15 protein-coding genes are annotated in these 23,007 nt (G+C 74.2%); 8 read left to right on the top strand and 7 right to left on the bottom strand.

Translation table 11 applies throughout. The annotated features are described in order from the left end of the window. Positions 1–54: 54 nt before the first annotated feature. Positions 55–2,043 carry a PAS domain-containing hybrid sensor histidine kinase/response regulator gene (locus tag WMF26_RS15935; RefSeq protein WP_438001015.1) on the bottom strand — a complete coding sequence of 663 codons (1,989 nt, stop codon included), beginning with the start codon at positions 2,041–2,043 and terminating at the stop codon, positions 55–57. A gap of 373 nt (positions 2,044–2,416) precedes the next feature. Between WMF26_RS15935 and WMF26_RS15930 the strand changes: the two genes are divergently transcribed. Next, complete coding sequence (locus WMF26_RS15930) at positions 2,417–3,250, top strand: hypothetical protein (RefSeq protein WP_438001014.1); 834 nt, start codon at positions 2,417–2,419, stop codon at positions 3,248–3,250. 54 nt (positions 3,251–3,304) lie between these two features. Here WMF26_RS15930 and WMF26_RS15925 read toward each other — a convergent pair whose 3' ends face one another. Beyond that, a complete protein-coding gene (locus WMF26_RS15925; RefSeq protein WP_438001013.1) occupies positions 3,305–3,796 on the bottom strand; it encodes a hypothetical protein in 492 nt (163 codons plus the stop codon). Between the two features lie 76 nt (positions 3,797–3,872). Further along, entirely contained in the window at positions 3,873–6,770 is a 2,898-nt protein-coding gene (locus tag WMF26_RS15920; protein ID WP_438001012.1) for a CHAT domain-containing protein, read from the bottom strand. On the opposite strand from WMF26_RS15920, the gene WMF26_RS15915 reads away from it, so the two are divergent. The 4 genes from WMF26_RS15915 to WMF26_RS15900 all read left to right on the top strand — a co-directional run bounded on the left by WMF26_RS15915 (position 6,769) and on the right by WMF26_RS15900 (position 10,773). Beyond that, positions 6,769–7,671 (top strand): alpha/beta fold hydrolase, encoded by a 903-nt coding sequence (locus tag WMF26_RS15915; protein WP_438001011.1) that lies wholly within the window; start codon positions 6,769–6,771, stop codon positions 7,669–7,671. The two genes, WMF26_RS15920 and WMF26_RS15915, sit on opposite strands and share 2 nt — an antisense overlap. Positions 7,672–7,820: 149 nt before the next feature. Beyond that, entirely contained in the window at positions 7,821–8,381 is a 561-nt protein-coding gene (locus WMF26_RS15910; RefSeq protein WP_438001010.1) for a hypothetical protein, read from the top strand. Between the two features lie 86 nt (positions 8,382–8,467). Then, positions 8,468–9,751, top strand: coding sequence for a winged helix DNA-binding domain-containing protein (locus WMF26_RS15905; protein ID WP_438001009.1), 1,284 nt, complete (start codon positions 8,468–8,470; stop codon positions 9,749–9,751). 68 nt (positions 9,752–9,819) lie between these two features. Continuing rightward, positions 9,820–10,773, top strand: a complete 954-nt coding sequence (locus WMF26_RS15900) for a class I SAM-dependent methyltransferase (RefSeq protein WP_438001008.1) — start codon at positions 9,820–9,822, stop codon at positions 10,771–10,773. 59 nt (positions 10,774–10,832) lie between these two features. Here the strand turns inward: WMF26_RS15900 and WMF26_RS15895 are convergent, their stop codons facing one another. After that, the gene (locus WMF26_RS15895) at positions 10,833–11,828 is read right to left on the bottom strand and encodes a TetR/AcrR family transcriptional regulator (protein WP_438001007.1); all 996 of its coding nucleotides are present in this window, start codon (positions 11,826–11,828) and stop codon (positions 10,833–10,835) included. A 90-nt stretch (positions 11,829–11,918) separates the two neighbouring features. On the opposite strand from WMF26_RS15895, the gene WMF26_RS15890 reads away from it, so the two are divergent. After that, positions 11,919–13,265: a hypothetical protein gene (locus WMF26_RS15890; RefSeq protein ID WP_438001006.1), complete on the top strand. Its 1,347-nt coding sequence runs from the start codon at positions 11,919–11,921 to the stop codon at positions 13,263–13,265. Positions 13,266–13,315: 50 nt separating this feature from the next. On the opposite strand, the gene WMF26_RS15885 is transcribed toward WMF26_RS15890, so the two are convergent. From WMF26_RS15885 to WMF26_RS15875, 3 genes are all read right to left on the bottom strand, one after another. Beyond that, positions 13,316–14,521 (bottom strand): MFS transporter, encoded by a 1,206-nt coding sequence (locus WMF26_RS15885; RefSeq protein ID WP_438001005.1) that lies wholly within the window; start codon positions 14,519–14,521, stop codon positions 13,316–13,318. A 301-nt stretch (positions 14,522–14,822) separates the two neighbouring features. Continuing rightward, positions 14,823–15,932, bottom strand: a complete 1,110-nt coding sequence (locus tag WMF26_RS15880) for a Kazal-type serine protease inhibitor family protein (protein WP_438001004.1) — start codon at positions 15,930–15,932, stop codon at positions 14,823–14,825. Positions 15,933–16,066: 134 nt separating this feature from the next. After that, a complete protein-coding gene (locus tag WMF26_RS15875) occupies positions 16,067–16,780 on the bottom strand; it encodes a hypothetical protein (RefSeq protein ID WP_438001003.1) in 714 nt (237 codons plus the stop codon). Positions 16,781–16,917: 137 nt separating this feature from the next. Between WMF26_RS15875 and WMF26_RS15870 the strand changes: the two genes are divergently transcribed. After that, positions 16,918–22,233: a sigma 54-interacting transcriptional regulator gene (locus WMF26_RS15870; protein ID WP_438001002.1), complete on the top strand. Its 5,316-nt coding sequence runs from the start codon at positions 16,918–16,920 to the stop codon at positions 22,231–22,233. 323 nt (positions 22,234–22,556) lie between these two features. After that, positions 22,557–23,003, top strand: coding sequence for a BON domain-containing protein (locus tag WMF26_RS15865; RefSeq protein WP_438001001.1), 447 nt, complete (start codon positions 22,557–22,559; stop codon positions 23,001–23,003). Positions 23,004–23,007 lie beyond the last annotated feature (4 nt).

Here is a 23,007-nt window from a genome sequence, read left to right as displayed (position 1 = left end):
CACCGCGGGCGACGCGGCGGCGGAGGGCGCCCCGCTGGGCCACGCCGGAGGGAGCTAGACCTGCCCTCGCCCGAGCTTCCGGACGAGCCTCACCAGGTCCTCCGGGTGGACCGGCTTTCCGAGGTGCTCGTCGTACCCCGCCTCGAAGGCGAGCCGCTGGCTCGCGCCGCTCGTGTACGCCGTGAGCGCGATCGCGGGCGTCGCGCCGCCGTCGTCCCGCGCCATCGCCCGCACGCTCCGCATGAACGCGTAGCCGTCGAGATCGGCCATGCCGACGTCGCTCACGATGACGTCCGGCCTCACCGCGGCGATCGCCGAGAGCGCCTCCGACGCGGAGCTCGCGAGGTGCACCTCCGCCCCTCGCGGGCGGAGCACGGCGCTCACGAGCTCGCGCGCGTCCGGCTCGTCGTCGACGACGAGCACGCGGAGGCCGTCCAGCTGCGCCTGCGTCGGCTCCCGAGCGGCCGCCGCGGGGGGTCGCTCCGCGTCGTGCTCGGGCGCGGACGCCACCGCCCGCACGGGCAGCGTGACGAAGAAGCTGGACCCTCGGCCATGGCCGGCGCTGCGGGCCGAGACGGTGCCGCCGTGGAGCTCGACGATGTGGCGGACGATCGACAGCCCGAGCCCGAGGCCGCCGAACCTGCGGGTGATCGAGCTGTCGGCCTGCCAGAACCGCTCGAACACGTGGGAGATCATCGCCGGATCGATGCCGCGCCCGTCGTCGTGCACGGCGAGGTGGATGCTCGCCCCTGACTGCTCGATCTCCACGCGGACATGCCCCCCCTTCTCGGTGAACTTCACCGCGTTGGACAGGAGATTCCACACCACCTGCTGGAGCCGCGCCGGATCCCCGAGGAGCATGAGGGGGCGCCCTCCGCCATGCACGACGAGCTCGATGCCCTTGGCGTCCGCGGCCGGGCGGACGACCTCGATCGCCTGATCCACGATGGCCGCGAAGCTCAGCGGCCTGGTCTCGATGCGCATCTTGCCGGTGATGATGCGCGAGACGTCGAGCACGTCCTCCACGATCCTCGCCTGCGCCTGCGCGTTTCGCCGGATCGTGTCGAAGGCCTTCGCGATCTCGGGGTCGCTCACGCTGTCGCACAGGAGCGACGACCACCCGAGGATCGCGTTGAGCGGCGTCCTCAGCTCGTGCGAGATCGTCGCGAGGAACTCGTCCTTCATGCGGTTCGCCTCCTGCGCCTGGACGAGGCGGAGGCGCTCCTCCTCGGCCCGGCGCCGCTCGGTGAGGTCCCTCGTGACCTTCGCGAACCCGACGAGCTCCCCGTGGGGGCCGCGGAGCGCCGTGATGATGACGCTGGCCCAGAACAGCGCTCCATCCTTGCGGACGCGCCACCCCTCGTCCTCCACCCGCCCGTCGCGGGCGGCGACCTCGAGCATCCACGCGCATTTGCCGGCGCGGACGTCCTCCTGCCGATAGAAGCGAGAGAAATGGTGCCCGAGGATCTCCTCGGCCGTGTACCCCTTGAGCTCCTGCGCCCCGCGGTTCCAGGTCGTGACGACGCCCTGCGGATCGAGCATGAAGATGGCGTAATCTTTGACGCTCTCGACGAGCAGCCGAAAGCGCTCCTCGCTCCGGCGGAGCGCCTCCTCCGCGTGCCGGCGCTCCGTCAGATCCCGGGTGATCTTCGCGAAGCCGATCAGGGCGCCATCGCGGTCCCGCAGCGCCGTCATGACGACGCTGGCCCAGAACAGCGTGCCGTCCTTGCGGACGCGCCACCCCTCGTCCTCCACCCGCCCGAGCGCGGTCGCCTGCTCGAGCTCGCGGTCGCACTTCCCCGCGGCCACGTCCTCCGGCGGGTAGAACGTCGAGAAATGGCGGCCGACGATCTCCCTGGCCTCGTAGCCGTTGATCCGCTCCGCCCCCGGGTTCCACGTGGCCACATGACCTCGGTCGTCCAGGATGAAGATGGCATAGTCCTGGATGGTCTCGACGAGCAGCCGAAAGCGCTCCTCGCTCGCACGAAGCGTTTCCTTGACGCCCGGATCGGCCAACCCGCTCGGCTGTAACAAAACAGACATGACGCAGAGAGGATGCTCGATCCACGCCCTGCTGACCACTTCCGCGACGAGCGTGAGCGAGCCGAACGGCAGCGCTTCCTCCCCCGGAAGCGGCGCCCCGCGCAGGTCACGTCTCGAAACGCCACGCGCGCCGCGGGCCGAGGCGCTGGTCGGTATTCCGCCCTCCGCAGACATTTCTGCCGCTCACTCTGAATCAGGATCTGGATGAGGCTGCTCGGAGGGGCATCATGCCGATGCGGAGCCCTGACGCGCGACATGAGAGGAGATCCAGACGCGGAGACACACCGCAGACGGCGATCGCCGGATCGGCGCCGCGACGGGGCCGTGACCCGCGGGAGGGATGCCGTAGATTGATGCGGCAGGAGGCTTGGTGATGAGGCTCTCGAAGATCGCATTTTCGCTCTGCTGCTCCTCGGCGCTCTCGCTGCTCGTCGCTGCGTGCGGGAGCTCGCCGCTGGGCGGCGGCGCCGGCGGTGACGGCGGCGGCGCGAGCAGCGCCGGCCATGGCGCCAGCGCGTCGAGCGGCCCCGGCGCCGAGTGCGGCGGCCCGAGCCCCGTCGGCTGCCACGCCCAGGGCTGTCCCGTGGGCCAGACCTGCGTCGACGAGGGCTGCGCGCCCTCGCGCTGCGGGTGCGATCCAGAGACCGGCACGTGGTACTGCACCGACGACTGCGAAGGCGGCACCTGCGTGCCCGACGAGCCGAGGTGCAGCGGTCCCAGCCCGGTCGGCTGCCACGTACGGGGCTGTCCCGAGGGCCAGACCTGCGTCGACGAGGGCTGCGCGCCCTCGCACTGCGGGTGCGATCCCGAGTCCGGCGCGTGGTACTGCACCGAGGACTGCGGGGGCGGCACCTGCGTGCCCGACGAGCCCACCTGCAGCGGTCCCAACCCGGTCGGCTGCAAGACCCAGGGCTGCCCCGAGGGCCAGACCTGCGCCGACGAGGGGTGCGCGCCCTCGGAGTGCGCCTGCGATCCTGCGACCGGCGCGTGGGCCTGCACCGAGGACTGCGGCGGCGGCACGTGCGTGCCCGACGAGCCCGCGTGCAGCGGTCCAAGCCCGGTCGGCTGCAAGACCCAGGGCTGCCCCGAGGGGCAGATCTGCGCCGACGAGGGGTGCGCGCCGTCGGTGTGCACCTGCGATCCCGACAGGGGCCATTGGCTCTGCACCGCCGACTGCGGCGGCGGGACCTGCGTCCCCGCGCCCTGAGCCGGTCCCCGCGCCGGCGCGGTCCGGCGGTCATCGCGCCGGCGGCGAGGAGGGCTAGAGGCTGTTCAGGTGGTCCCAGCCCAGCCACGTGCTCACGAGGGGGATCAGCATCTCGTGGATCGCGCCGGTCTTGTCGCTCCAGCGCATCACCCCCCATTCCGCCACGTCCGGCGTGGGCCCCCCCGGGACGGAATAAGCCATCCTGCCGCGGCCGAAGTACGCGCCCGACTTGAGCACGTAGATGCCGACGAGCTCGCGGCTCCGAGAATAGAAATCGAGGCGCATGTCGGGCGCCGTGCCCTCGCTCGAGAGGATCGCATAGAGCCTCTGCTCCTGCACGCTGTACACGGCGCACGCGCCGCACTGGGGGTCGGACGGATCCATCCCCCCGTCGCCGTCCGTTCCCTCCTCCCCGGCGAGCTCGACGTCCGGCGCCAGCTCCACGTCGGGGATCGCCGGCTCGGCCGCCGCGAGGCCTGCGCCGCTCGACAGATGGAGCGCGGCAAGGAGGAAAGCGCCAAGACACGACACGACGCGATGTACCATCGGTTTCTCCGTTGTTGTCCGGGATCGCTGTCTTCTACGCCGCGGCCACGGCGCCTCTGACGAGGGTTTCGTGCGCTCAGGGGACCAGCGCCCGGAAACTCGCCCAGTCCGACGACGGCGCCGCGCGCATCACGGCCAGCGCCGCTTCCCGGAGCCGCGCGCCGGCGTCGGTGGTCGCGAAGCCGGCGCCGCCGTACAGCGCCGCCATCATCCGCTCCGCCACGGCGTCGTCCACCGGCCGCGCCGCCGCGATGATCGACCCGGCGCCCGCGAGCAGGAACGCTTGCGCCAGGCCCAGCCCGAGCCCCGCGTCGCCGGCGGTCGGCGCCGTGCGCGCCGTGTCGCAGCCCGAGAGGACGACCCGCGCGGGCGCCCGCTGGAGCGCCAGGACGTCCCCCACGGCGAGCTCGCCGCCCGCGGCGAGGCGCAGGCTGCTGCCCCAGCCGTCGCGCCCGGCGAAGGCGCCGTGACCCGCGTAGTGGAACACCTCGAGCGAAGGGCGCTCCAGCGCGTCGCGCAGCGACGGGTGCGTGGCCGCGCCGCCCGACAGCCGCTCCACCCGCAGCCCCTGGCCGGCGAGCGCCGCCGCCACGATCTCGCCTTCGCGCCGCGCGGCCGGCAGATCGCCGCGCGGGTCGGCCACGACCAGCGCGCCGCCCCCCGCGCCCGGCGCGGCGCGCTCGCTCCGGCCGGGTAGATCCATGCCGTACGTCACCGGCGCGTGCGCGACGAGCGGCGCGCCGCTCCAGGGCAGCGCGTGGAAGTCGACCTGCTCGAGCGCGCCGCTCGGCACGAAGCGGAGGCGGCGCGCCGCGGCGATGCTCTCCCGGAACGGCGTCAGGAGCGCCGCGGACAGCTCGCCGGCCGGCGTCGCCGCGGTCAGCTCGCCGGCCGGCGTCGCCGCGGTCAGCTCGCCGGCCGGCGTCGCCGCGGGGCGCTCGCCGTCCGGCGCCGCCGCGGAGGTCGCGGCGAGCCGCCGCGCCGCGACGACGCCGGCCCGCGTGACCGCGAAGCCCGCCCAGCCGTCGCGGACGCGATGGTAGACGAGCATCAGCTCCCCCTCCCCCAGCGCCGGCAGCGCGCCGTCGTCGGCCGCCTCCGGCTCCGCGCGCCCCAGCACCGCGAGCGCCTCGTCGAGCATCGCCCGGATCGCCTGGCTGCGGTGCTGCCGCGCGGCGGTCGCGCGCTCGAGCTCGTCCGCCGCGAGCTGCCAGTCCTGCCGGCCTTCCGCGTCGAACGCCTCGCGCGCGCGCCGGTACGCCGCGAGCGCGCCCTCCCAGCGCGCCCGCTCCGCCGCGCTGAGCGACGCGAGGCGATGGCTCCAGCGGAGCGCCGCGAGCGCGCGCGCCCGCGACCGCCGCGCGGCCCCGAGCGCCCGCGCCGGATCGCGCCGCAAGAGGAGGTCCACGCGCAGGCGCGCGCTCTCCTCGAAGCGGCCGAGGAACGTCCCGCGGCCCTCGCCGAGCGGCGCGAGCAGGCCGAGCTCCCCGCGCGTCGACTCCGCGGCGGCGTAGGCCCCGTCCGCCTCGTCGAGGCGCCCCAGCGCCTCGAGCGCCTCGCCGCGCCCGAGCGCAGCCCGGTAGCGGCCGTGCGCGAGCGCCGACAGCTCGGCGAGCCGCGCGAGCCGCTCGTAGATCCGCAGCGCCTCCGCGCCGTCGCCGCGCCCGAGCGCGATGCGCCCCTCGATGTCGAGCCAGTGCAGCGCGAGGCGCGCGTCGGGGCTCGGGACCGCCCGCCGCGCCTCGTCGAGGCGCGCGCGCGCCCCCGCTGCGTCGCGCGCGCGGAGCGCGGTCAACGCGAGGTTGGTCAGCGCGTTGGCCTTGCTCGCGGGCTTCGGGCACGGCCCGCCGTAGAGCGCGAGCGCCTGCTCCAGCGCCCCGCGCCCGTCCTCGATGGGGCCGCCGGCCTCGGCCACGTGGAGCGCGTTCCACCCGAGGTCGTTCAGGAGCGAGGCCCGCTCGCACGGGGGCGCGTCGGGCGGCGTGGACGCCTCGAGCTCGCGCAGGAGCGCCCGCGCCTCGCCGGCGCGCCCGAGGCTCTGGAGCACGTCGGCGCGCTGCTGCAGCACGTGCCGGAGGTGCGCGCGCATGCCCAGGCGCTCGGCGCCCTCGGCCGAGGCGTCGAGCTGCCGGAGCGCCGAGCGCAGGTCGCCGGTCTCGAACGAGACCAGCGCCGCGTAATACTGCTTCATCGCGCGCCCCTCCGGGTGGCTCGCCTCGAGCGGGCCGAGCGCGTCGAGCGCCTCCCGCGCCTCGGTGAACCGCCGGCCGTTGTAGAGCAGGGCGTACGACAGGGCGAACCGATCGAGGAACTCGTCGGAGATCCTCCCTTCGGCCCGGTGCGACCGGATCGCCTCCTCGAAGCGCGGGATCGCGTCCTCGACCCTGCCGCGCGCGAGGTCCACGCGGGCGAGCTTGCCCGTCGCCAGGGCCCGCGTCGCGGGATCCGGGCTCGACGACAGGGCGCCGAGCAGCGCGGCGGCCTCGTCGAGCTTGCCCTGACGGCGCAGGGCCTCGGCCTGCTTGAGCGCGGGCGCCGCGGTCGACGGGATGAGCCGCGCGCGGAACGAGGCCCGCGCCCCCGCGCCCTCGGCCGTCACCTCGAGCTCGCGCGCCCCGTCCGGCGCGTGGACGAGGGTGAGCACGCCGCCCTGGACCGGCGCGCCTCCCTGCGCGACGGGCGTCCCGTCGAGCGCGAGCGCGGCGCGGGCCTGCGCCGGCGCCCGCACCCAGACGCGGATCGTCCCGTCCTCCGGCAGCTCGCAGACGCCCTTGGCGCGCACGGCGCCGCATCCGGCGAGCTCGACCTCGAGGGGCAAGGGCGGCGGCTCGGGGGCGGCCCGGTCGCACGCGTCGCCGCCGCACGCGAGCATCGCCGCGCCGAGGAGCGCGAGACCCGCCGCGCGCGGGATCGCGCGGGCCCGGCGCGGGGCCGGGTCGACGACCGGCCGAGCGGGCCCTAGGAGGACGGCCATGAAGGCCACCCTAGATTCACGGAACAGCGCGCACACGCCCGATCTCGCGGTTCGACATCGTACCATCTCGGTCGACGGGGTCCGGATCTTCTACCGTGAGGCCGGTCCGGCGAACGCGCCGGTCGTCCTGCTGCCGCACGGATATCCGTCGTCCTCGTTTCAGTTCCGCAACTTCATGCCCGCGCTCGCGGACCGATGGCGGCTGCTCGCGCCCGACTATCCTGGCTTCGGCTACAGCGACACGCCCGCGGGCTTCGCGTACAGCTTCGACGGGTACGCCGACCTGCTCGAGCGGTTCGCGAGGGCGCTGGGGCTCCGGCGATACGCCCTTTACCTGCACGACTACGGCTCTCAGATCGGCCTGCGCCTGGCGATCAAGGCGCCCGAGCGGATCGCCGCCTTGATCCTCCAGAACGGCGATATCTACGAGGACGAGCTCGGGCCCAAGTACGAGACGTTGAAGGGGTACTGGGCGAACCCGACGCCGGAGGGCCGCAAGCAGCTGTACGAGGCCGTCAGCGAGGAGGGGTTCCGTCACGAGTTCGTGGGCGAGATCGATGAGCGGCTCGTGGAGAGGATCCCTCCCGATCTGTGGAAGCTCTCCTGGCCGCTCATGACCGAGGAACGCCGTGACATCATGGTGGGCTTGATGGAGGGCCTGAAGGACAACCTCGCATGGTTCCCCCGGTACCAGGCGTATTTGCGCGAGCGCCGCCCGCCGACGCTGATCGTCTGGGGGCCGCAAGACGGCTACATGCCCGAGGGCGCGGCGCGCGCGTATCTCCGGGACTTGCCCGACGCCGAGCTCCACCTCCTCGACGGCGGGCACTGGGCGCTCGAGACGAACCTCCCGGAGATCGTGGCGCTGACGCGAGACTTCCTCGGGCGCGTGCACGCCTGAACGCCGTCGTAGATGCCATACAAAAGAGATCGCCCGGCGTGTCGATCGGGCGGCATCTCGTTCGTCATCACGGTAGAACCAGCGCCCGTCCTGTCGGGGCCGTCCGGGCGCCCGGCTTTGAGCCAGAAGGAGACATGACGATGCGAGCCATGAATACCTTGGGACCGGCGATGCGCGACGCGCAGACGGGGGCAGCGCTGCCTCACCGCTCGCCACCTCCAGGTCGCCGGAGGAGCAGGGACAACACGGCCGTGAAGTGCATCTCGATGGTCGCTTGCCTGTTCGTCGCCGCGTGCGGCGGTGGGGACGGCGGCGAACCGGAGCCGGTCGCGTGGAAGGACATGAGCTTCGAGGAGCGCACCGAGTACATGACCGACGTCGTCCTGCCGCGAATGGCGGCCCTCTTCGCGGAGTACGACGCGAAGTACGAGACCATGACCTGCACGACGTGCCACGGCGCCGACGCGAGCGGCGGCACTTATGCCATGCCGAACCCGCAACTCCCCGCGCTCCCCAGCACCGAGGAGGCGTTCTTCGAGTGGGTCGCGGACCCGGCGCACCCGGAGCGCGAGAAGTTCGGCACCTTCATGTACGAGCGGGTCCTGCCCGAGATGGCCGACGTGCTCCGGGTCCCCGTGTTCGATCCGGAGAAGCACCCCGACGGGTTCTCGTGTAGCAGCTGCCACCCGATGGCTGCGGCCGAGCCGTGAGGCCGCGGGGCAGCGCCCGGCTCGACGCGGAGGCGCTCGCGGCTCGTGGGGGGTGAGCCTCGTTTCGGGTAAGCTCGCCGGGCTGCATGCCCACCACGACGCTGACACGAAGAGAGCTCAACCGCGCCACGCTCGCGCGACAGATGCTGCTATCGCGCGAGCGGACCGCGCCCGTCCGCGGGATCGAGCGGCTGGTCGCCCTCCAGGCGCAGCTGGCGCGGCCGCCGTTCATCGGGCTCTGGTCGCGGATCGAGGGGTTCCGGCGCGAGGAGCTGGTCCGGCTGATCCGGCGCCGCGAGGTCGTCCGGGCGCCGTTCCTGCGCGGCACGCTGCACCTCGTGAGCGCGAAGGATTACCTGGCGCTGCACCCGGTCATCGCGCCGGTGCACCACGCCGCGGTGCGGTCGATCCTCCGCGACCGCGCGGACGCCCTCGACGTCGCCCGGCTGGTCGCCGAGGCGCGCGCGTATTTCGACGAGGAGCCGCGGACCATGGACGAGCTGCGCGACCACCTGGCCGCGCTCCACCCCGAGGGCGACGTGCGGGCCATGGCCCTCGCGGTCCGCATGCACCTGCCGGTCGTCCAGGTGCCCGCCGAGACCGCGTGGGCCTACCCGGGAACGGCGGATTTCGCCCCGGCGGCGTCGTGGCTGGGCGCGCCGTTCGGCGAGGGCGGCGGGCCTCGCGCGCTCGTGCTCCGGTACCTCGCGTCGTTCGGTCCGGCGACCGCGGCCGACGTGCAGACCTGGTCCGGCCTGACCGGGATCAAGGACGTTCTTCGATCCCTGGGGGACCAGCTCTGCACGTTCCGCGACGAGCGGGGCCGGGAGCTCTTCGACCTGCCCGACGCGCCGAGGCCGCCCGCGGACGCCGCGGCGCCGGCCCGGTTTCTCCCCGATTACGACAACGTCCTGCTCGCGCACGACGACCGCACGCGGATCATCGCGGACGAGCATCGCGCGCGGATCGTCCTGTCCGCCAACCTGCGCATCCTGCCGACCTTCCTCGTGGACGGCTTCGTGGCCGGCACATGGGGCATCGAGCGGAAGAAGGCCTCGGCCACGCTCGTGATCGAGCCGTTCGAGGCCCTCTCCCGGGCGGCGCGCGAGGAGCTCGCCGAGGAGGGGGAGGCGCTCCTCCGGTTCATCGAGGAGGACGCCGGCGCGTTCGAGGTGCGCTTCGACAAGGGTGGGGCCGCGAAGGCGCCGGCGGCGCGCGCGAAGGGCGACGGCGCCGCGAAGGCGCCGGCGGCGCGCGCGAAGGGCGACGGCGCCGCGAAGGCGCCGGCGGCGCGCGCGAAGGGCGATAGCGCCCCAAAGGCGAAAGCGGTGCGGGCGAAGGGCGTGGCAAAGGAGCAGAGACGACGATGATCTCGTATCGCCCCGTGGGCCTCGCCGAGCTCGGCTGATCGCAGCGTTCACGCGCAGGAAGGAGCATCATGCTGGACACGATCTGGAATCGCCATCGCGCCGCCGGGCTCGACGCAGCGGCCGCCGCCGTCGCCGCGCCGTCGCCGGAGGACCTCTGCTACCTCGCGATGCTGGCGTTCTCCGACGAGCGCTACGCGGACGCCGCGGCCTTCGCCGCCCGCGCCGCGGCGGCCTCGCCGGGGGACATCCTGTTCCACGCGGCCGCGGAGCACCTCGCGCGGGTCGCCCGGGAGGGCAAGCGCAACGTGTACGTGTCCGCCGAGGGGTTCGCCGCCTTCATCCGCGGCGGCGGCAATGTGCCGCTCTACCGGGAGACCAGCGCGGCGCTGGCCAGCGAGTACCCGGAGGCGCCCTTCGATCTCCTCGACATCGGCGCCGGCGACGGGATGGCGCTGCTGCCCGCGCTCACGCCGGCGGTGCGGCGGGTGACCATCGTCGAGCCGGCGGCGCCGCTGCTCGAGCGATGCACCGCCGCGCTGTCCGGCCGAGGGGTCGACGTCGAGGCGTTCGGCGGGCGGCTCCAGGATCTCGCCGCAGACCCGGACATGGCGCCGCGGCGCTGGTCGGTGGCGCAGGCGACGTTCTGCCTCCACGCGATCGCCCCGGCCGAGCGGCCGGCGCTGCTCCGCTGGGCGCGCGCGCGCTGCGACCGGCTGCTCGTCGCCGAGTTCGACGCGCCGCGCATGGATGAGCCGCTCTCCCCGGACACCGCGCGGCACGTGCTCGAGCGCTACCGCGAAGGGCTCCTGGAGTACGCCGGCGCCGAGCGCGACACGGTCGCCCAGGGGTTCCTGATGCCGGTGCTCTTCGGCTACGTGGACCGCGGCGCCACCCGCACCACGTTCGAGCACCCCATCGACGACTGGGCCGCGCTGCTGCGCGAGGCCGGCTTCGCGCGCGTCGACCGACGGCTGCTCCACCGCTACTGGTGGGCCCCGGCCTTCCTGCTCTCGGCGCGCTGAGGCTGCTGGCCGAGCGCGGGCCTCCAGCCGCTCGGGCGGCCGGGCAGGACGAGCGGCAATCACCGCCGATCCGGCGCATTGCGCGCCCGGTAAGCGCGCTGCTGGCAAGCCCGCGAGCAGTACGCCCGCGGCCGCCCCGTGGCGGGCTGGTCGATCGCGCCGCCGCACTGCGCGCACGTCGGCGCCCCGTCCGTCCGCCGGGCCTCGTCCGGAGTTTCGTCACGATCCCGCGCTGCGGGCCGTGACGTTTCGCGACTTTCGTCACACTGGCCGGAGCGCGACCGGACGAGCGCCTCGATGCCGTCGAGCACGCGCTCTAGGCCGAACAGGAACATCTCCTCCGTGAACGGGTGCTCGTCGAACGCGCCCGACCCCATCATCCTCGCCATCGTCGGGTAACGAGCCGGGTCGAAGAGCTTATCGAAGAAGTACGCGCGCTCGGACCACCACTGCTCGTCGGTGACGCCGGTCTCCTGCTCGGCCTCGGCCCGGTCCACCGCGAGCCTCCCCGCGCCGCGAACGTAGCTATCGACGAGGTGGACGGCGGCGAGCATCTCGCGGTCGGTGAGGCCGATGCCGGCGACCGCGCGGAGCACCGCCTCGTACGACGCCATCCCCTTCGGCCCCATCACGGGGCGCACCGGCGTCACGTGCAAGAACCACGGGTGCCGGTGGTAAAGCGCCCAGTCCGCGAGCGCCGACGCCTCTAGCTTGGCCCGCCACCCCCCGGGGACGCCGTCGACGAGGGGCGGCTCCCCCACCGCGGCGTCCAGCATGAGGTCGAGGAGCTCGGCCTTGCTCGGCACGTACCGGTATAGCGACATCGTGGTGAACCCGAGCTTCGCGGCGACCCGCTGCATCGACAGCGCCGAGAGCCCCTCGCCGTCGGCGAGCTCGATCGCGGCCCGGACGATCTGATCGAGGCTCAGGCCAGGCTTGGGCCCCCGGCTCGGCCGCCGCGTGATCCCCCAGAGGAGCTCGAGGCTGCGCACGGCGTCGCCGCCTCCGCTGTACTCGGTCGCAGTTTTTCGTCGCCGCTTGGGTTTGACAGCCATCGAATAACTGCGTATACCACACACAATACAGTGTACGTGATAAACAGTTTTCTGGAGGTCCGCGTGAAGCAGCACGACGAGAGGCGACCGATGCGATCGAAGACCCAGCTTTTCCGAGCGCGCGGCCTCGCGGCCGCCGTGCCGCTCGCGTTTTCGCTCGGGTGCGCGGCGGAGGAGCCGGCGCCGGAGCCGACGTTCTGGCAGGACGTCGCGCCGATCACCGCATCCAAGTGCACCGCGTGTCATCAGGAGGGCGGGCTCGGGCCCTTCCGCCTCGACGACTACGCCTCGGCGAAGGCGCGCGCCGGCGCGATCGACGCCGCCGTGCAGGGCGGCCATATGCCCCCGTTCCTCGTGGCGCACGACGGCTCGTGCGGCGACTTCAAGGACGAGGCGACGCTCACCGCCGAGGAGCTCGACATCATCCATCGCTGGGCGACCGGGGCGCGCGCCGAGGGGGAGCGCGCGGGCGCGCCGCCCACCCCGCCCGTGCCCACGCTCGAGGGCGGCGTCGACTACATGACACCGCCGATCACCCCCGTGGCCGACCCCGCCGATCCCCTCGCGGCCTACGACGAGTGGCGGTGCTTTCCTGTCGACCCGGGCCTCGACGCCGACCGCTTCATCACCGGATATCAGGTGACGCCCGGGGTCCGGTCCATCGTTCATCACCTCACGGTCTACCGGGTGACTCCCTCGGAGCCGTCGCTCGTCGAGGGCAAGACGAACCAGGATGTGATGACGGAGCTCGACGACGCCTCGCCGGACCGGCCCGGCTGGGAGTGCTTCGGCGGCCCGTCCGACGCGCTGCCGTTCCAGCCGCTGTTCGCCTGGGCGCCCGGGCAGAACGTCGTCGAGTTCCCCGGCGGCACCGGGGCGCCGGTCTCCTCGAAGGACCATTTCGTCGTCCAGGTGCATTACAACCTCCATGATCGCGCGGGCGCATCCGCCGAGGACTCGACGCGCCTCCGGATCCGATACGAGGACACCGTGGAGCGGCGCGCCGTGTTCGTCGGGGACGACGGCTTCATGACGAGCCTCTTCGAGCCGGACGGCCCGGACACGCTGCCGCCCCGCCAGAAGGACGCCGCCTATACATGGAGGAGGACGCGGGCAGAGCTCGCCTTCGACCCGGCGCTGCCCCCGCTCGAGGTGCTCGGCGTGATGCCGCACATGCACGAGCGCGGGCGCACCTTCGATATCCGCGTGACCTCGGGGGCGCAGGAGAGCTGCATTGCGCGCGTGGACGACTGGGACATCCACTGGCAAGACGTGTACTGGTACCGCACGCCGCCGCTGCTCGACCCGAGCTCCTCGCTCGAGGTGACATGCACCTTCGACACGCGCGACGCCAAGGACCCGGTGCTGCCCGGGTGGGGCACGCAGAACGAGATGTGCAATGCGAACCTCCTGGTCGCGGTGCCGATGACGCCCTGACGTCGCGACCGCAGCTCCCTGCGGTCCCCTCGGTCGCCGCGCATCCCTTTTCAGCCCCCGCCGGCCGCGCCCTGCGCCTCCCGCGTCGCCCCGGCCCACAAGAGGCCGAGCGCCGCCGCCGACATCGCCCCGCCCGCCGCGCACACCCCGAGCCACCCCCAGCGCGTCCAGGCGGCGGTGCCGAGCCACGCGCCGGCCGCCCCGCCGACGAAATAGGTGGTCATGTAGATCGTGTTCATCCGGCTGCGCGCCTCGGGGCGCAGCGCGTACACGCGCGCCTGGTTCGAGATCTGGTTGGCCTGCGCGCCCAGATCGAGCAGCACGACGCCGAGCGCGATGCCCCACAGCCACCCTCCGAGCAGCCACAGCACCCCGAACGACGCGAGCAGCACCCCGAGCGCGAGCGCGTTGATCCGACGATCGCCGCGCACGTCGGCGTACCGGCCCACGAGCGGCGCGGCGGCGGCGCCGGCCACGCCGACGAGGCCGAAGAAGCCCGCGACCTGCGGGCCGTGGCGCTCGGGCATGCTCTGGAGGTAGAGCGCGAGCGTCGCCCAGAAGGCGCTGAAGGCGCCGAACGAGAGCGCGCCGAGCGCGGAGTGCAGCCGCAGCGCAGGCTCGCTCCGGGCGAGGCGCCCGAGCGAGCGCAGGAGCTCCGGATACGACATCGTCGCGGCCGGCGGCTGCGCCGGCAGGGCCAGGCGCAGCACCGGGCCGAGCGCGATCATGAGCCCCGCCGCCGCCCAGAACATCGCGCGCCACCCGAGGTGCGTGCCGACGACGCCGGCCACGGTGCGCGACAGGAGGATGCCGATGAGCAAGCCGCTCATCACCATCCCCACCACGCGCCCGCGCTGCTCGTCCGGCGCGAGCTGCGCCGCGAACGGCAAGATCAGCTGCGGCACCACGCTGGTGATGCCCACCGCGAAGCTCGCCGCGATGAGCCACGGCAGGTCCGGCGCGAGCGCGGCGCCGCACAGCGCGAGGCTCGCCAGCGCCGTCATGATCACGATGAGCCGCCGCCGCTCGTGGCTGTCGCCGAGCGGCACGAGGAGGAGCATGCCCGCCGCGTACCCGACCTGCGTCATCGTCGGCACGAGCCCGAGCGAGCCGCCCGCGCCGCCGAGCTCGCGGGCGATGTCCCCGAGCAGCGGCTGGTTGTAATAGAGGTTCGCCACGGTGGCGCCGGAGACCGCCGCCATCAGCCAGACGAGCCCGCGGCGGAGCGACCGGGAGGGCGAGGAAGAGGTCTGCATAGGGAAAGGAGGGCAGCGCAGGCATGCGCCGCGCGCCGTCCCCCATCCATCGCACAACCCTGGCGCCACCCACCAGGGATCCGGAGAGAGAATTCAACGCAAAGGCGCAAAGGCGCAAAGGCGCAAAGGCGCAAAAAAGACAATTATTATTGCCTTTTTGCGTCTTTGCGCTCTTTGCGCCTTTACGTTAAAAATTCTCTTCGCTTGCGAGGCAGATCCCCGGCGGGATTTCTGAAGCGGCGCATCGCCTACCGAACCGGGGCCGCGGGGGCGCGGCGCGGCCGGCCCCCGCGGCGCTCGCTCAGCGGCGCGGGCACTCGCCGCGCAGCGCGACCGAGACGCCCGCCGCGTGCGCGAAGCACGCGTTGCTGTACGTCTTGTCGTCGCAGCCGCAGACCGGGTCGTACTGCTCCGTGCACGCCTCCGGGATCGTCTCGCAGACGCCCGTCTGGTCGGCCGCGCCGCAGATGGCCTCCAGGCTGTAGTTGCAGAACTCGCCGGGGTCGCACGCGAGGCCGGCGAGGCCGCCGCAGTGCTGCACCTCGGAGGGCGCGCACTCGCCGCGCGACGCCACCGACACGCCCGCCGCGTTCGCGGCGCACGCGTTGCCGTAGGTGATGCCGTCACAGCCGCAGACCGGGTTGTACTCGAACGTGCACGCCTCCGGGATCGGCGCGCAGGCGCCCGGCAGATCGGTCGCCCCGCACGCGGCCTCGGGCGCGAAGTCGCAGAAGAACCCGGGCTCGCACGCCGCGGCGCCGCGGGTGCCGCACACCCCTCCCGGAGCAGGCGCGCACTCGCCGGGCGACGCCACCGACACGCCCGCCGCGGCCGCCATGCACGCGTTGCCGTAGGTGTTGCCGTCGCAGCCGCAGACCGGGTTGTACTCCTTCGTGCACCCCTCCGGGATCGGCGCGCAGACGCCGGTCTGATCGGCCGCGCCGCACATCGCGTCGGGCGCGTAGTCGCAGAACTCGCCGGGCTCGCACGCGAGGCCCGCGAGGCCGCCGCAGTCCCGCGCCGGGGGCGGCTCGCACTCGCCGCGCGACGCCACCGACACGCCCGCCGAGTTCGCGGCGCACTCGTTGCCGTACGTCTTGCCGTCACAGCCGCAGACCGGGTTGTACTCCTCCGTGCACGCCTTCGGGATGCGCTCGCAGGTGCCCGTCATGTCGAACGCGCCGCACATGGCCTCGAGCTCGTAGTCGCAGAAGTAGCCCTTCTTGCAGCTGAGGCCGGCGAGGCCGCCGCAGGCGCGGCCGTGACCGCCGCCCGACACCTCCTCCGAATTGGTGCCGGTGTTGTCGCCGCCCAGCTCGACCTGACAGCCCACCGTGAGCGGGATCATCGACAGCGCGAGCCAGAGAACGGAACCGATACGGCTGCTCTTGATGCGATTCTGAACGTTCATGATGTTCCTCCAACACAAGGCCTCGCCGTCGCCGGCGAGGCGAAAGACATGCACGAGCCCCTCCCCTCCCGAGGAAGGGCGCCCTTGCGCCGCGCGAGCGCGGCGCGTGATCCGTGGGTCGCTTCCCCGACCGATCAGTCGGGGAGCGTGAGCGTCAGCGCGCGGCGCCCGGGCTCGGGCGCCGTGACGTCGAGGAAGAGCACGTCCTCGCGCTCGTCCCCGTCACCGTCCGCGCGCACGGTGACGACGGTGGACCCGCCCGGCGGCACCACGAACGGCGCCTCCGGGCTGACGCTGAACGGCGCGGCGCCGCGGCGCAGGCGCGGCGCCTCGATGGCCACGTCCTCGGCGCACCCGTTGCGGACGACAACGTCGCGCGAGCCGCCGTCGGCCTCGAACGTGACCCACGCGCCCGGCGTGAGCTCGAGGCACGGCAGGTGATCGAGCGTCTTCTCGGTCGAGCTGGGCCCCGCGAGCCGCAGATCTGCCGGGTCCGACCGGCGCTCGCCCTGCTTCACCTGCATCCGCAGGACGTGCTCGGTCCGGGCCATCACGGTGGCGATGAAGCTCCCGTCGGGGTTCACGTCCGCGACCACCGGCGCGTCGGGCGTGTCGAGGTTCGTCACCACGATCACGCCCTCCGCCGGCGTGACCGCGCCCGGCTTCCCTTCGAGCGTGATCTGGTCGACCAGAGGCATGAGCGCGTCCACCACGCCGACGAGCCCCCCGTCGAGGATAGGCTCGCGGACCGGCGGGCTCGGCTGCGGGCTCACGACACAGCCGCCGAGGAGCACCGCGAGGAGCGCCGAGACGACCGCGCCCCGCCGGTCCCCGTGTCCGCTTGTCATCCGCATCGCCATGCCCAAGCCTAGAGCAAACGCGGTGCCGACGGAAAAACATCGGAAATCGTCTTGAAATCGCGGCCGCGAGTGTCTCATCAATTGTCTCACTGTCTCAGATGGCACATCCGTGAGACACTGTGCGGATGATCCCAGCCGAAGGGAGCCTGGTCGCCCGCCGCTACCGCCTGATCCGACCGCTGGGCCGGGGGGGGCTGGCCACGGCGTGGCTCGCGCGCGACGAGGCGCTCGGGCGCGACATCTGTCTGAAGCTGCTCGGCCGCGCGCGCAGCGCGGAGCGGGCGGCGTTCCGCGGCGAGTTCAGGATGCTGGCGGGACTGTTCCATCCTCACCTCGTCCGGGTGCACGACTTCGGCATGCTCCGGGAGACCGGCGAGCCGCGCTTCTACTTCACGTCGGAGGCGGTGCTCGGCGCGCCGCTCGACGCGTACGTGACAGGCCGGCGCTTCGAGGAGGTGCGGGCCGCGATCGTCGACGTGCTCGACGCCCTGCGCTTCCTCCACCGGGCGCGCATCCGGCACGGCGACGTGAAGCCGGCCAACATCCTCGTCGACGCCTCGGGGCGCGCGGTGCTGATCGATCTGTCGTGCGCGGCGCGGGTCGGCGAGCGGTCCGACGACGGGATCTCCGGCACGCAGGGCTACGTGGCGCCCGAGGTGATCCGCGGCGACGCGGCCGACGGGCGCGCGGACCTGTTCGCGCTCGGCCGCACCCTCGGCGCGATCGCGCCGCTGCTCGCGGAGCCGCCGCCGGAGGCGATCGCCGCGCTCGCCGAGCGCCTCGTGCGGCCCGAGCCGCGCGACCGCCCCGCCGACGCGGGCGAGGTGCTCGACTGGGTGGGCGCGTCGCCGCGCGCCCTGGCCCCGCCGCCGCCGGAGCCGCCCCACCTGGTCGGCCGCGACGCGGAGCTCGGCGCGGTCGCCGAGGCGCTCGCGGCGCTGGAGCGCGGGGAGAGCGGGCCGCGCCTGTGCGTGATCGCCGGGGAGCCCGGCTGCGGGAAGAGCCGCCTGCTGCGCGAGGCGAAGTGGAGCGCGGAGCTCAGGATGGAGGCCGTGGAGGGGTTCGCGCGGGCCGGGGCGCGGGTGGGCTCGGTCCGATCGATGCTCGGCCGCGCGACCGGGGAGGAGGCGCTCCCCGCGGGCGCGCTCGGCGCGCTGCGCGCGCACGAGCGCCTGACGCGCGCGCGGTCGGGCTCGGGGGCGGAGCCGCTGGTGCTGGTGCTCGACGACGCCGACGAGGTGAGCGGGGCGGACCGGGAGATGCTCGAGGCGCTGGCGCGGCTGCTGGGCCCCGACGATCCGGTGCTGCTCCTCGCGGCGGAGCGCATCCCGCACGGCGGGGGCCGGGCGCCGCTCGCCGCCGTGGCCGCGGAGGCGGGGCGGAGCGTCCGGGAGGTCGCGCTGCCGCCGCTCGGGCGCGAGGCGGTGCAGCGCTGGATGGACGCCATCGGGCTGGGCGACGCGACCGAGGCGGTGCTGCGCGCGAGCGCCGGGTGGCCCGCGGATCTGGTGGTGACCGCGGGGCGGCTCGCCGAGAGCGGGGACATCGGGGGGCTCGACGCGACGACGCCGGGGGCGAGCGCGCGCTACGCGCTGCGGCTGCGGGGGCTCGCGCGGCCGCTGCGCGACGCGGTGGCGACGCTGGCCGTGCTGGGCGGCGCGGCGGCGGACGAGGCGCTGCCGTCGCTCGGGCTGCCGGTCGCGCACCTCGCCGAGCTCGCCGCGCGCGGCGTCGCGGCCCGCGCGGCGGGGGGCTGGACGCTGACGCGGGCGGGGCCGATCGCGGCGCTCCTGGCGGCGCTCGGCGGCGAGGCGGTCCGCGCGGCGCACGCGCGGGCGGCGGCGGCGTTCCCGGCGCGGGTCGAGCAGCAGGCGCTGCACCTCTCGCTGTCGGGCGACACGGCGGCGGCCGAGCGCGTGTTCCTGGCGCGGCGCGCCGAGCGCGAGGCGGACCCGGGGCCGTGGGCCGCGGCGGCCGAGGCGCTGCTCGAGGCGGCCACGGCGGCGGAGACGCGGCTCGAGATCGCGTCGACGCTCCAGCGGGGCGGGCGCGCGGCGCGGGCGCGCGAGGTGCTGGAGCAGCTGCTCGCGGAGGGGCAGGCGGCGGCGCTCGGGGCGCGGCGGGGGCAGGCGCTCGTGCGGCTCGGCGCGTGCCTGCTCGAGCTGGGCGACCCGACGGCGGCGCTCGCGCGGCTCGAGGAGGCGGAGCAGGCCTCCGGGGAGGCGTCGTCGTTCGCGCCGCGCGAGCGCGCGTGCCTCGCCGATCTCGCGAGCCGGGCGCTCTTGCGGCTCGGGTCGCACGCGGAGGCGCGGGCGCGCGCGGAGCCGGCGCTTCCGTGGTGCGACGAGCCGGAGGTGCTGGCGAGCCTGCACGAGGACGTGGGGGTGGCGGCGAGCTACCTCGGGGAGCGGCGGCTCGCGGGGCTGCACCTCGGGCTGGCGGCCGGGCTGCACCGGGACCGGCGCGCGCCGCGGGCGCTGGTGCGCGCGCTGTCGTACCAGGCGATCGACGCGTTCCGCGCGGGGGAGGTCGAGGCGGCGCTCGTCGGCTACCGGCAGGCGCTCGCGACGGCGGAGGAGCACGGGCTCGGGGATCTGGTGGCGCGCTGCAGCCTCAACGTGGGTACGGCGTGCCACCAGTCGGGCGAGCTGGGGGAGGCGCTCGCCGCGTACGAGCGCGGGGCGCGGCTCGCCTCGGCGCTGGGGCAGGCGGACCTGGTGCTGGTGCTCGATTTCGATCTGGCGAAGCTCTGGGCGGACGTGGGGGCGTTCGAGCGGGCCGGGCGCGTGGCGTCGCGGGTGGAGGCGGAGGCGGCGCGGCGGGGGGCGCCGTTCTTCGCGGCGGCCGCGGCGTCGGTGCTCGGGGATTGCGCGCTCGCGGCCGGCGACGCCGAGGAGGCGGCGCGCTGCTTCGAGCGGTCGAGGCGGGGGTTCGAGGCGCAGGGCGCGCAGCGCGAGGTGGTGGAGGAGGAGCTGGAGCTGTGCCGGGCGCACCTTGCGCGCGGGGCGCTGGGCGACGTGCGGGCGGCGCTGGCGCGGGCGCGCGAGCACGCGGCGGTGCGGGAGGCGCCCGACCTGGGGGCGCGGGCGGCGCTGCTGGAGGGGCGGCTGGCGCTGCTCGATGGGGACGGCGGTGGGGGGGACGGCAACCTGGGTCAGGCGGGAGACGAGCTGGGGGAGCCCAACCTGGGTGAGGGCGGGCTCAACCCCGGTCGGCCCAACCCTGGTCGGCCCAACCTGGGTCAGCCCAACCTGGGTCAGCTCAACCTCGGTCAGCCTGCCCTGCCCAACCTGGGTCAGCCCGCCCTCAACCCCGGTCAGCCCAACCCCGGTCGGCCCAACCTGGGTCAGCCTGCCCTGCCCAACCCCGGTCAGCCCGCCCTCAACCCCGGTCGGCCCAACCTGGGTCAGGTCAACCTCGGTCAGCCTGCCCTGCCCAACCTGGGTCAGCCCGCCCTCAACCCCGGTCAGCCCAACCCCGGTCGGCCCAACCTGGGTCAGGACCTCACCGCGGCCCGGGAGCTCCTCGAGCGCGCCCTCGGCCTCGCCGAGCGGGCAGCCCAGCCCGACCTCATCGCCGACGTCCGCCTGGCGCTCGCCGACGCCGCCGAGCTCGCCGGCGAGCCCGACGCCGCGGCCGCCCAGCGGCAGCGCGCCACCGCCGCCTGGACCGCCATGGCGCGCTCGCTGCCAGAAGCCCTCCAGCACGCCTTCTGGACGCACCCCCGCCGCCGCGCCGCTCGGCCCGCCCCGGCCAACGCCGCGGCGCCGCCCGGGGCGGCCGCCGGTCTCGAGGCGCAGCCCGCCACCGAGCGCGCCGCCAAGCTCGAGCGGCTCCTCGCGATGTTCCGCAAGCTCAACTCCTCCGTCGAGATCGCCGACATCCTCGCCATGGCCATGGACGCCGCGATCGACCTCACGGCCGCCGAACGCGGCTTCGTGCTGCTCGAGCAGCCCGGCGGCGAGCTGCGCGTCGCCGTCGCGCGCAACGTCGACCGCGAGAAGGTCGGCAGGAGCCACCTCAAGTTCAGCTACAGCATCGCCGAGCGCGCCATCGCGGCGCAGGAGCCCGTCGTCACCGTGGACGCCCAGGACGATCCGCGGTTCCGCGAGCACGCGTCGGTGCACGCCATGCGGCTCCGCTCCGTGATCGCCGTGCCGATCCGCTCGCCGGACGGCGTGCTCGGCGCGCTCTACCTCGACAACCGCTTCCGGCGCGCCCGCTTCGCCCCCGACGACGTCGACCTGCTCCTCGCCTTCGCCGACCAGGTCGCGCTCGCGCTGCGCAACGCGCGGCTCGTCGACGACCTGCGCCGCCGCACCGTGGAGCTCGAGGCCGAGCGGCGCCGCGTCGAGGAGCTCCTGCGCGGACAGGCCGCCGAGATCGACCGGCTGCAAGAGGAGGTGCTCGTCCGCCAGCAAGCCCTGGAGCACCGCTACGACTACGGCGCCATCGTGGGGCGCGGCCCCGCCCTGCGCGCGGTGTTCGCGACGCTCGACCGCGTGGTCGACACGCCGGTCAGCGTGCTCGTGACCGGCGAGAGCGGCACCGGCAAGGAGCTCGTCGCGCGCGCCATCCACTTCGCCGGCCCGCGCAAGAGCGGCCCGTTCATGGGGATCAACTGCGCCGCGCTCCCCGCCGCGCTGCTCGAGTCGGAGCTCTTCGGCCACGTCCGCGGCGCGTTCACGGGGGCCGACCGGGACCGGACCGGCCTCGTGGTCGCGGCGCGCGGCGGGACGCTGTTCCTCGACGAGCTCGGGGAGATGCCGCTCGAGGTGCAGGCGAAGCTGCTCCGGGTGCTCCAGGAGCGCGAGGTCCGCCCCGTCGGCAGCGCCGAGGCCGTGCGCGTGGACTTCCGCCTCGTCTGCGCGACGAACCGCGATCTGCTCGCCGAGACCGCGCGCGGGCGCTTCCGCGAGGACCTCTACTACCGCGTCGCGGTGGTGCAGATCCGGCTGCCGCCGCTGCGCGACCGGCTGGAGGACCTGCCGGAGCTCGCGCTCCACTTCGTGCGCCGCGCCGCGGAGCAGCTCGGCCGCCCGGCGCCGCAGCTCTCCCGCGAGGCGCTGCGGCGGCTCAGCCAGCACGGCTGGCCCGGCAACGTGCGCGAGCTGGAGAACGTGATCACGAAGGCCGTCGTGCTCTGCGACGGCCGCAGGATCGGCCCCGACGACGTGGACCTCCCGCGCGCGCGCGAAGGCGGCGGCCGCGGCGCGCCCCGCGCCCTCCCCGACGAGCGCGCCGCGCTGCTCGCCGCTCTCGAGCGCACCGGCTGGAACGCGCTGCAAGCCGCGCGCGACGCGGGCATGTCGAGGGCGACGTTCTACCGGAAGCTGCGGCGGCTCGGAATCCAGCGACCGGCAGGGCCTCCGGCAGAACGCTCGACCGAGCGCTCGGCAGAGCCCCCGAACGGCGGCCCGACGAGCGCCCGCGGCGACTGACCACCTCCGCCCACACGCCCTATCCGCCACAGGCAACCTCGCGCGGGTCGGTTTCGTCCGAGAAGGCAAATTCTCCTGAATTCGACGCGGCCGGCACGGGGCAGTTCGCCCCACCTGAGGCACTCCGGCCTTTGCCAGTCATGAGCTCGCTAGGCGCTCCGCGTCGCGCTCGCGTCGCGCGAGCGAGCCGCCCACGATGCGGCGCAGAAAAAAGACAACTCATGTTCAGGGGTAGCGGCGTCCATGTTCCGCCCCGACCACAGCCGTGGACCGACAGGCGCTCTCGGCCCGAGGTGGCCCGAGCCTTGCGACGTGGTCCGGGCATGAACACAGCGAAACTCTTTCTGCTGATGTCTCTCTCCGTCGCGGCCGCGGTTGGCTGCGACAGAGCAGAAGGCACGACGCGTTCGGACAACAACACCGCGACGGTGCCGGGCGAGGTCGCCCAGAGGGCGAACAACCCCACGCCCGCGGCCGCCGACAACACGGACAAGAACGATCGCGATCGCGATCCCGCCGCGCTGACCCCCGGGGATCAGGGCGAGAACGAGACCGATCGCACGATCACGCAGAAGATCCGCCAGGCGGTGGTGGCGAACGACACGCTGTCGATGAACGCCAAGAACGTCAAGATCATCACGAACGGGCAGGTCGTCACGCTGCGCGGCCCGGTGAAGAGCGACAAGGAAAAGGCCGACATCGAGGCGGTCGCCAAGGGGACCCCGGGCGTCCAGCGGGTCGACAACCAGCTCGAAGTTGACGTTGACTGAACCA

The organism is Sorangium sp. So ce185 (genome assembly GCF_051526825.1).
GTDB lineage: Bacteria > Myxococcota_A > Polyangia > Polyangiales > Polyangiaceae > Sorangium > Sorangium cellulosum_D.
Note: the sequence above shows the minus strand (reverse complement) of the source record. Positions and strands in the feature narration are given on the sequence as shown.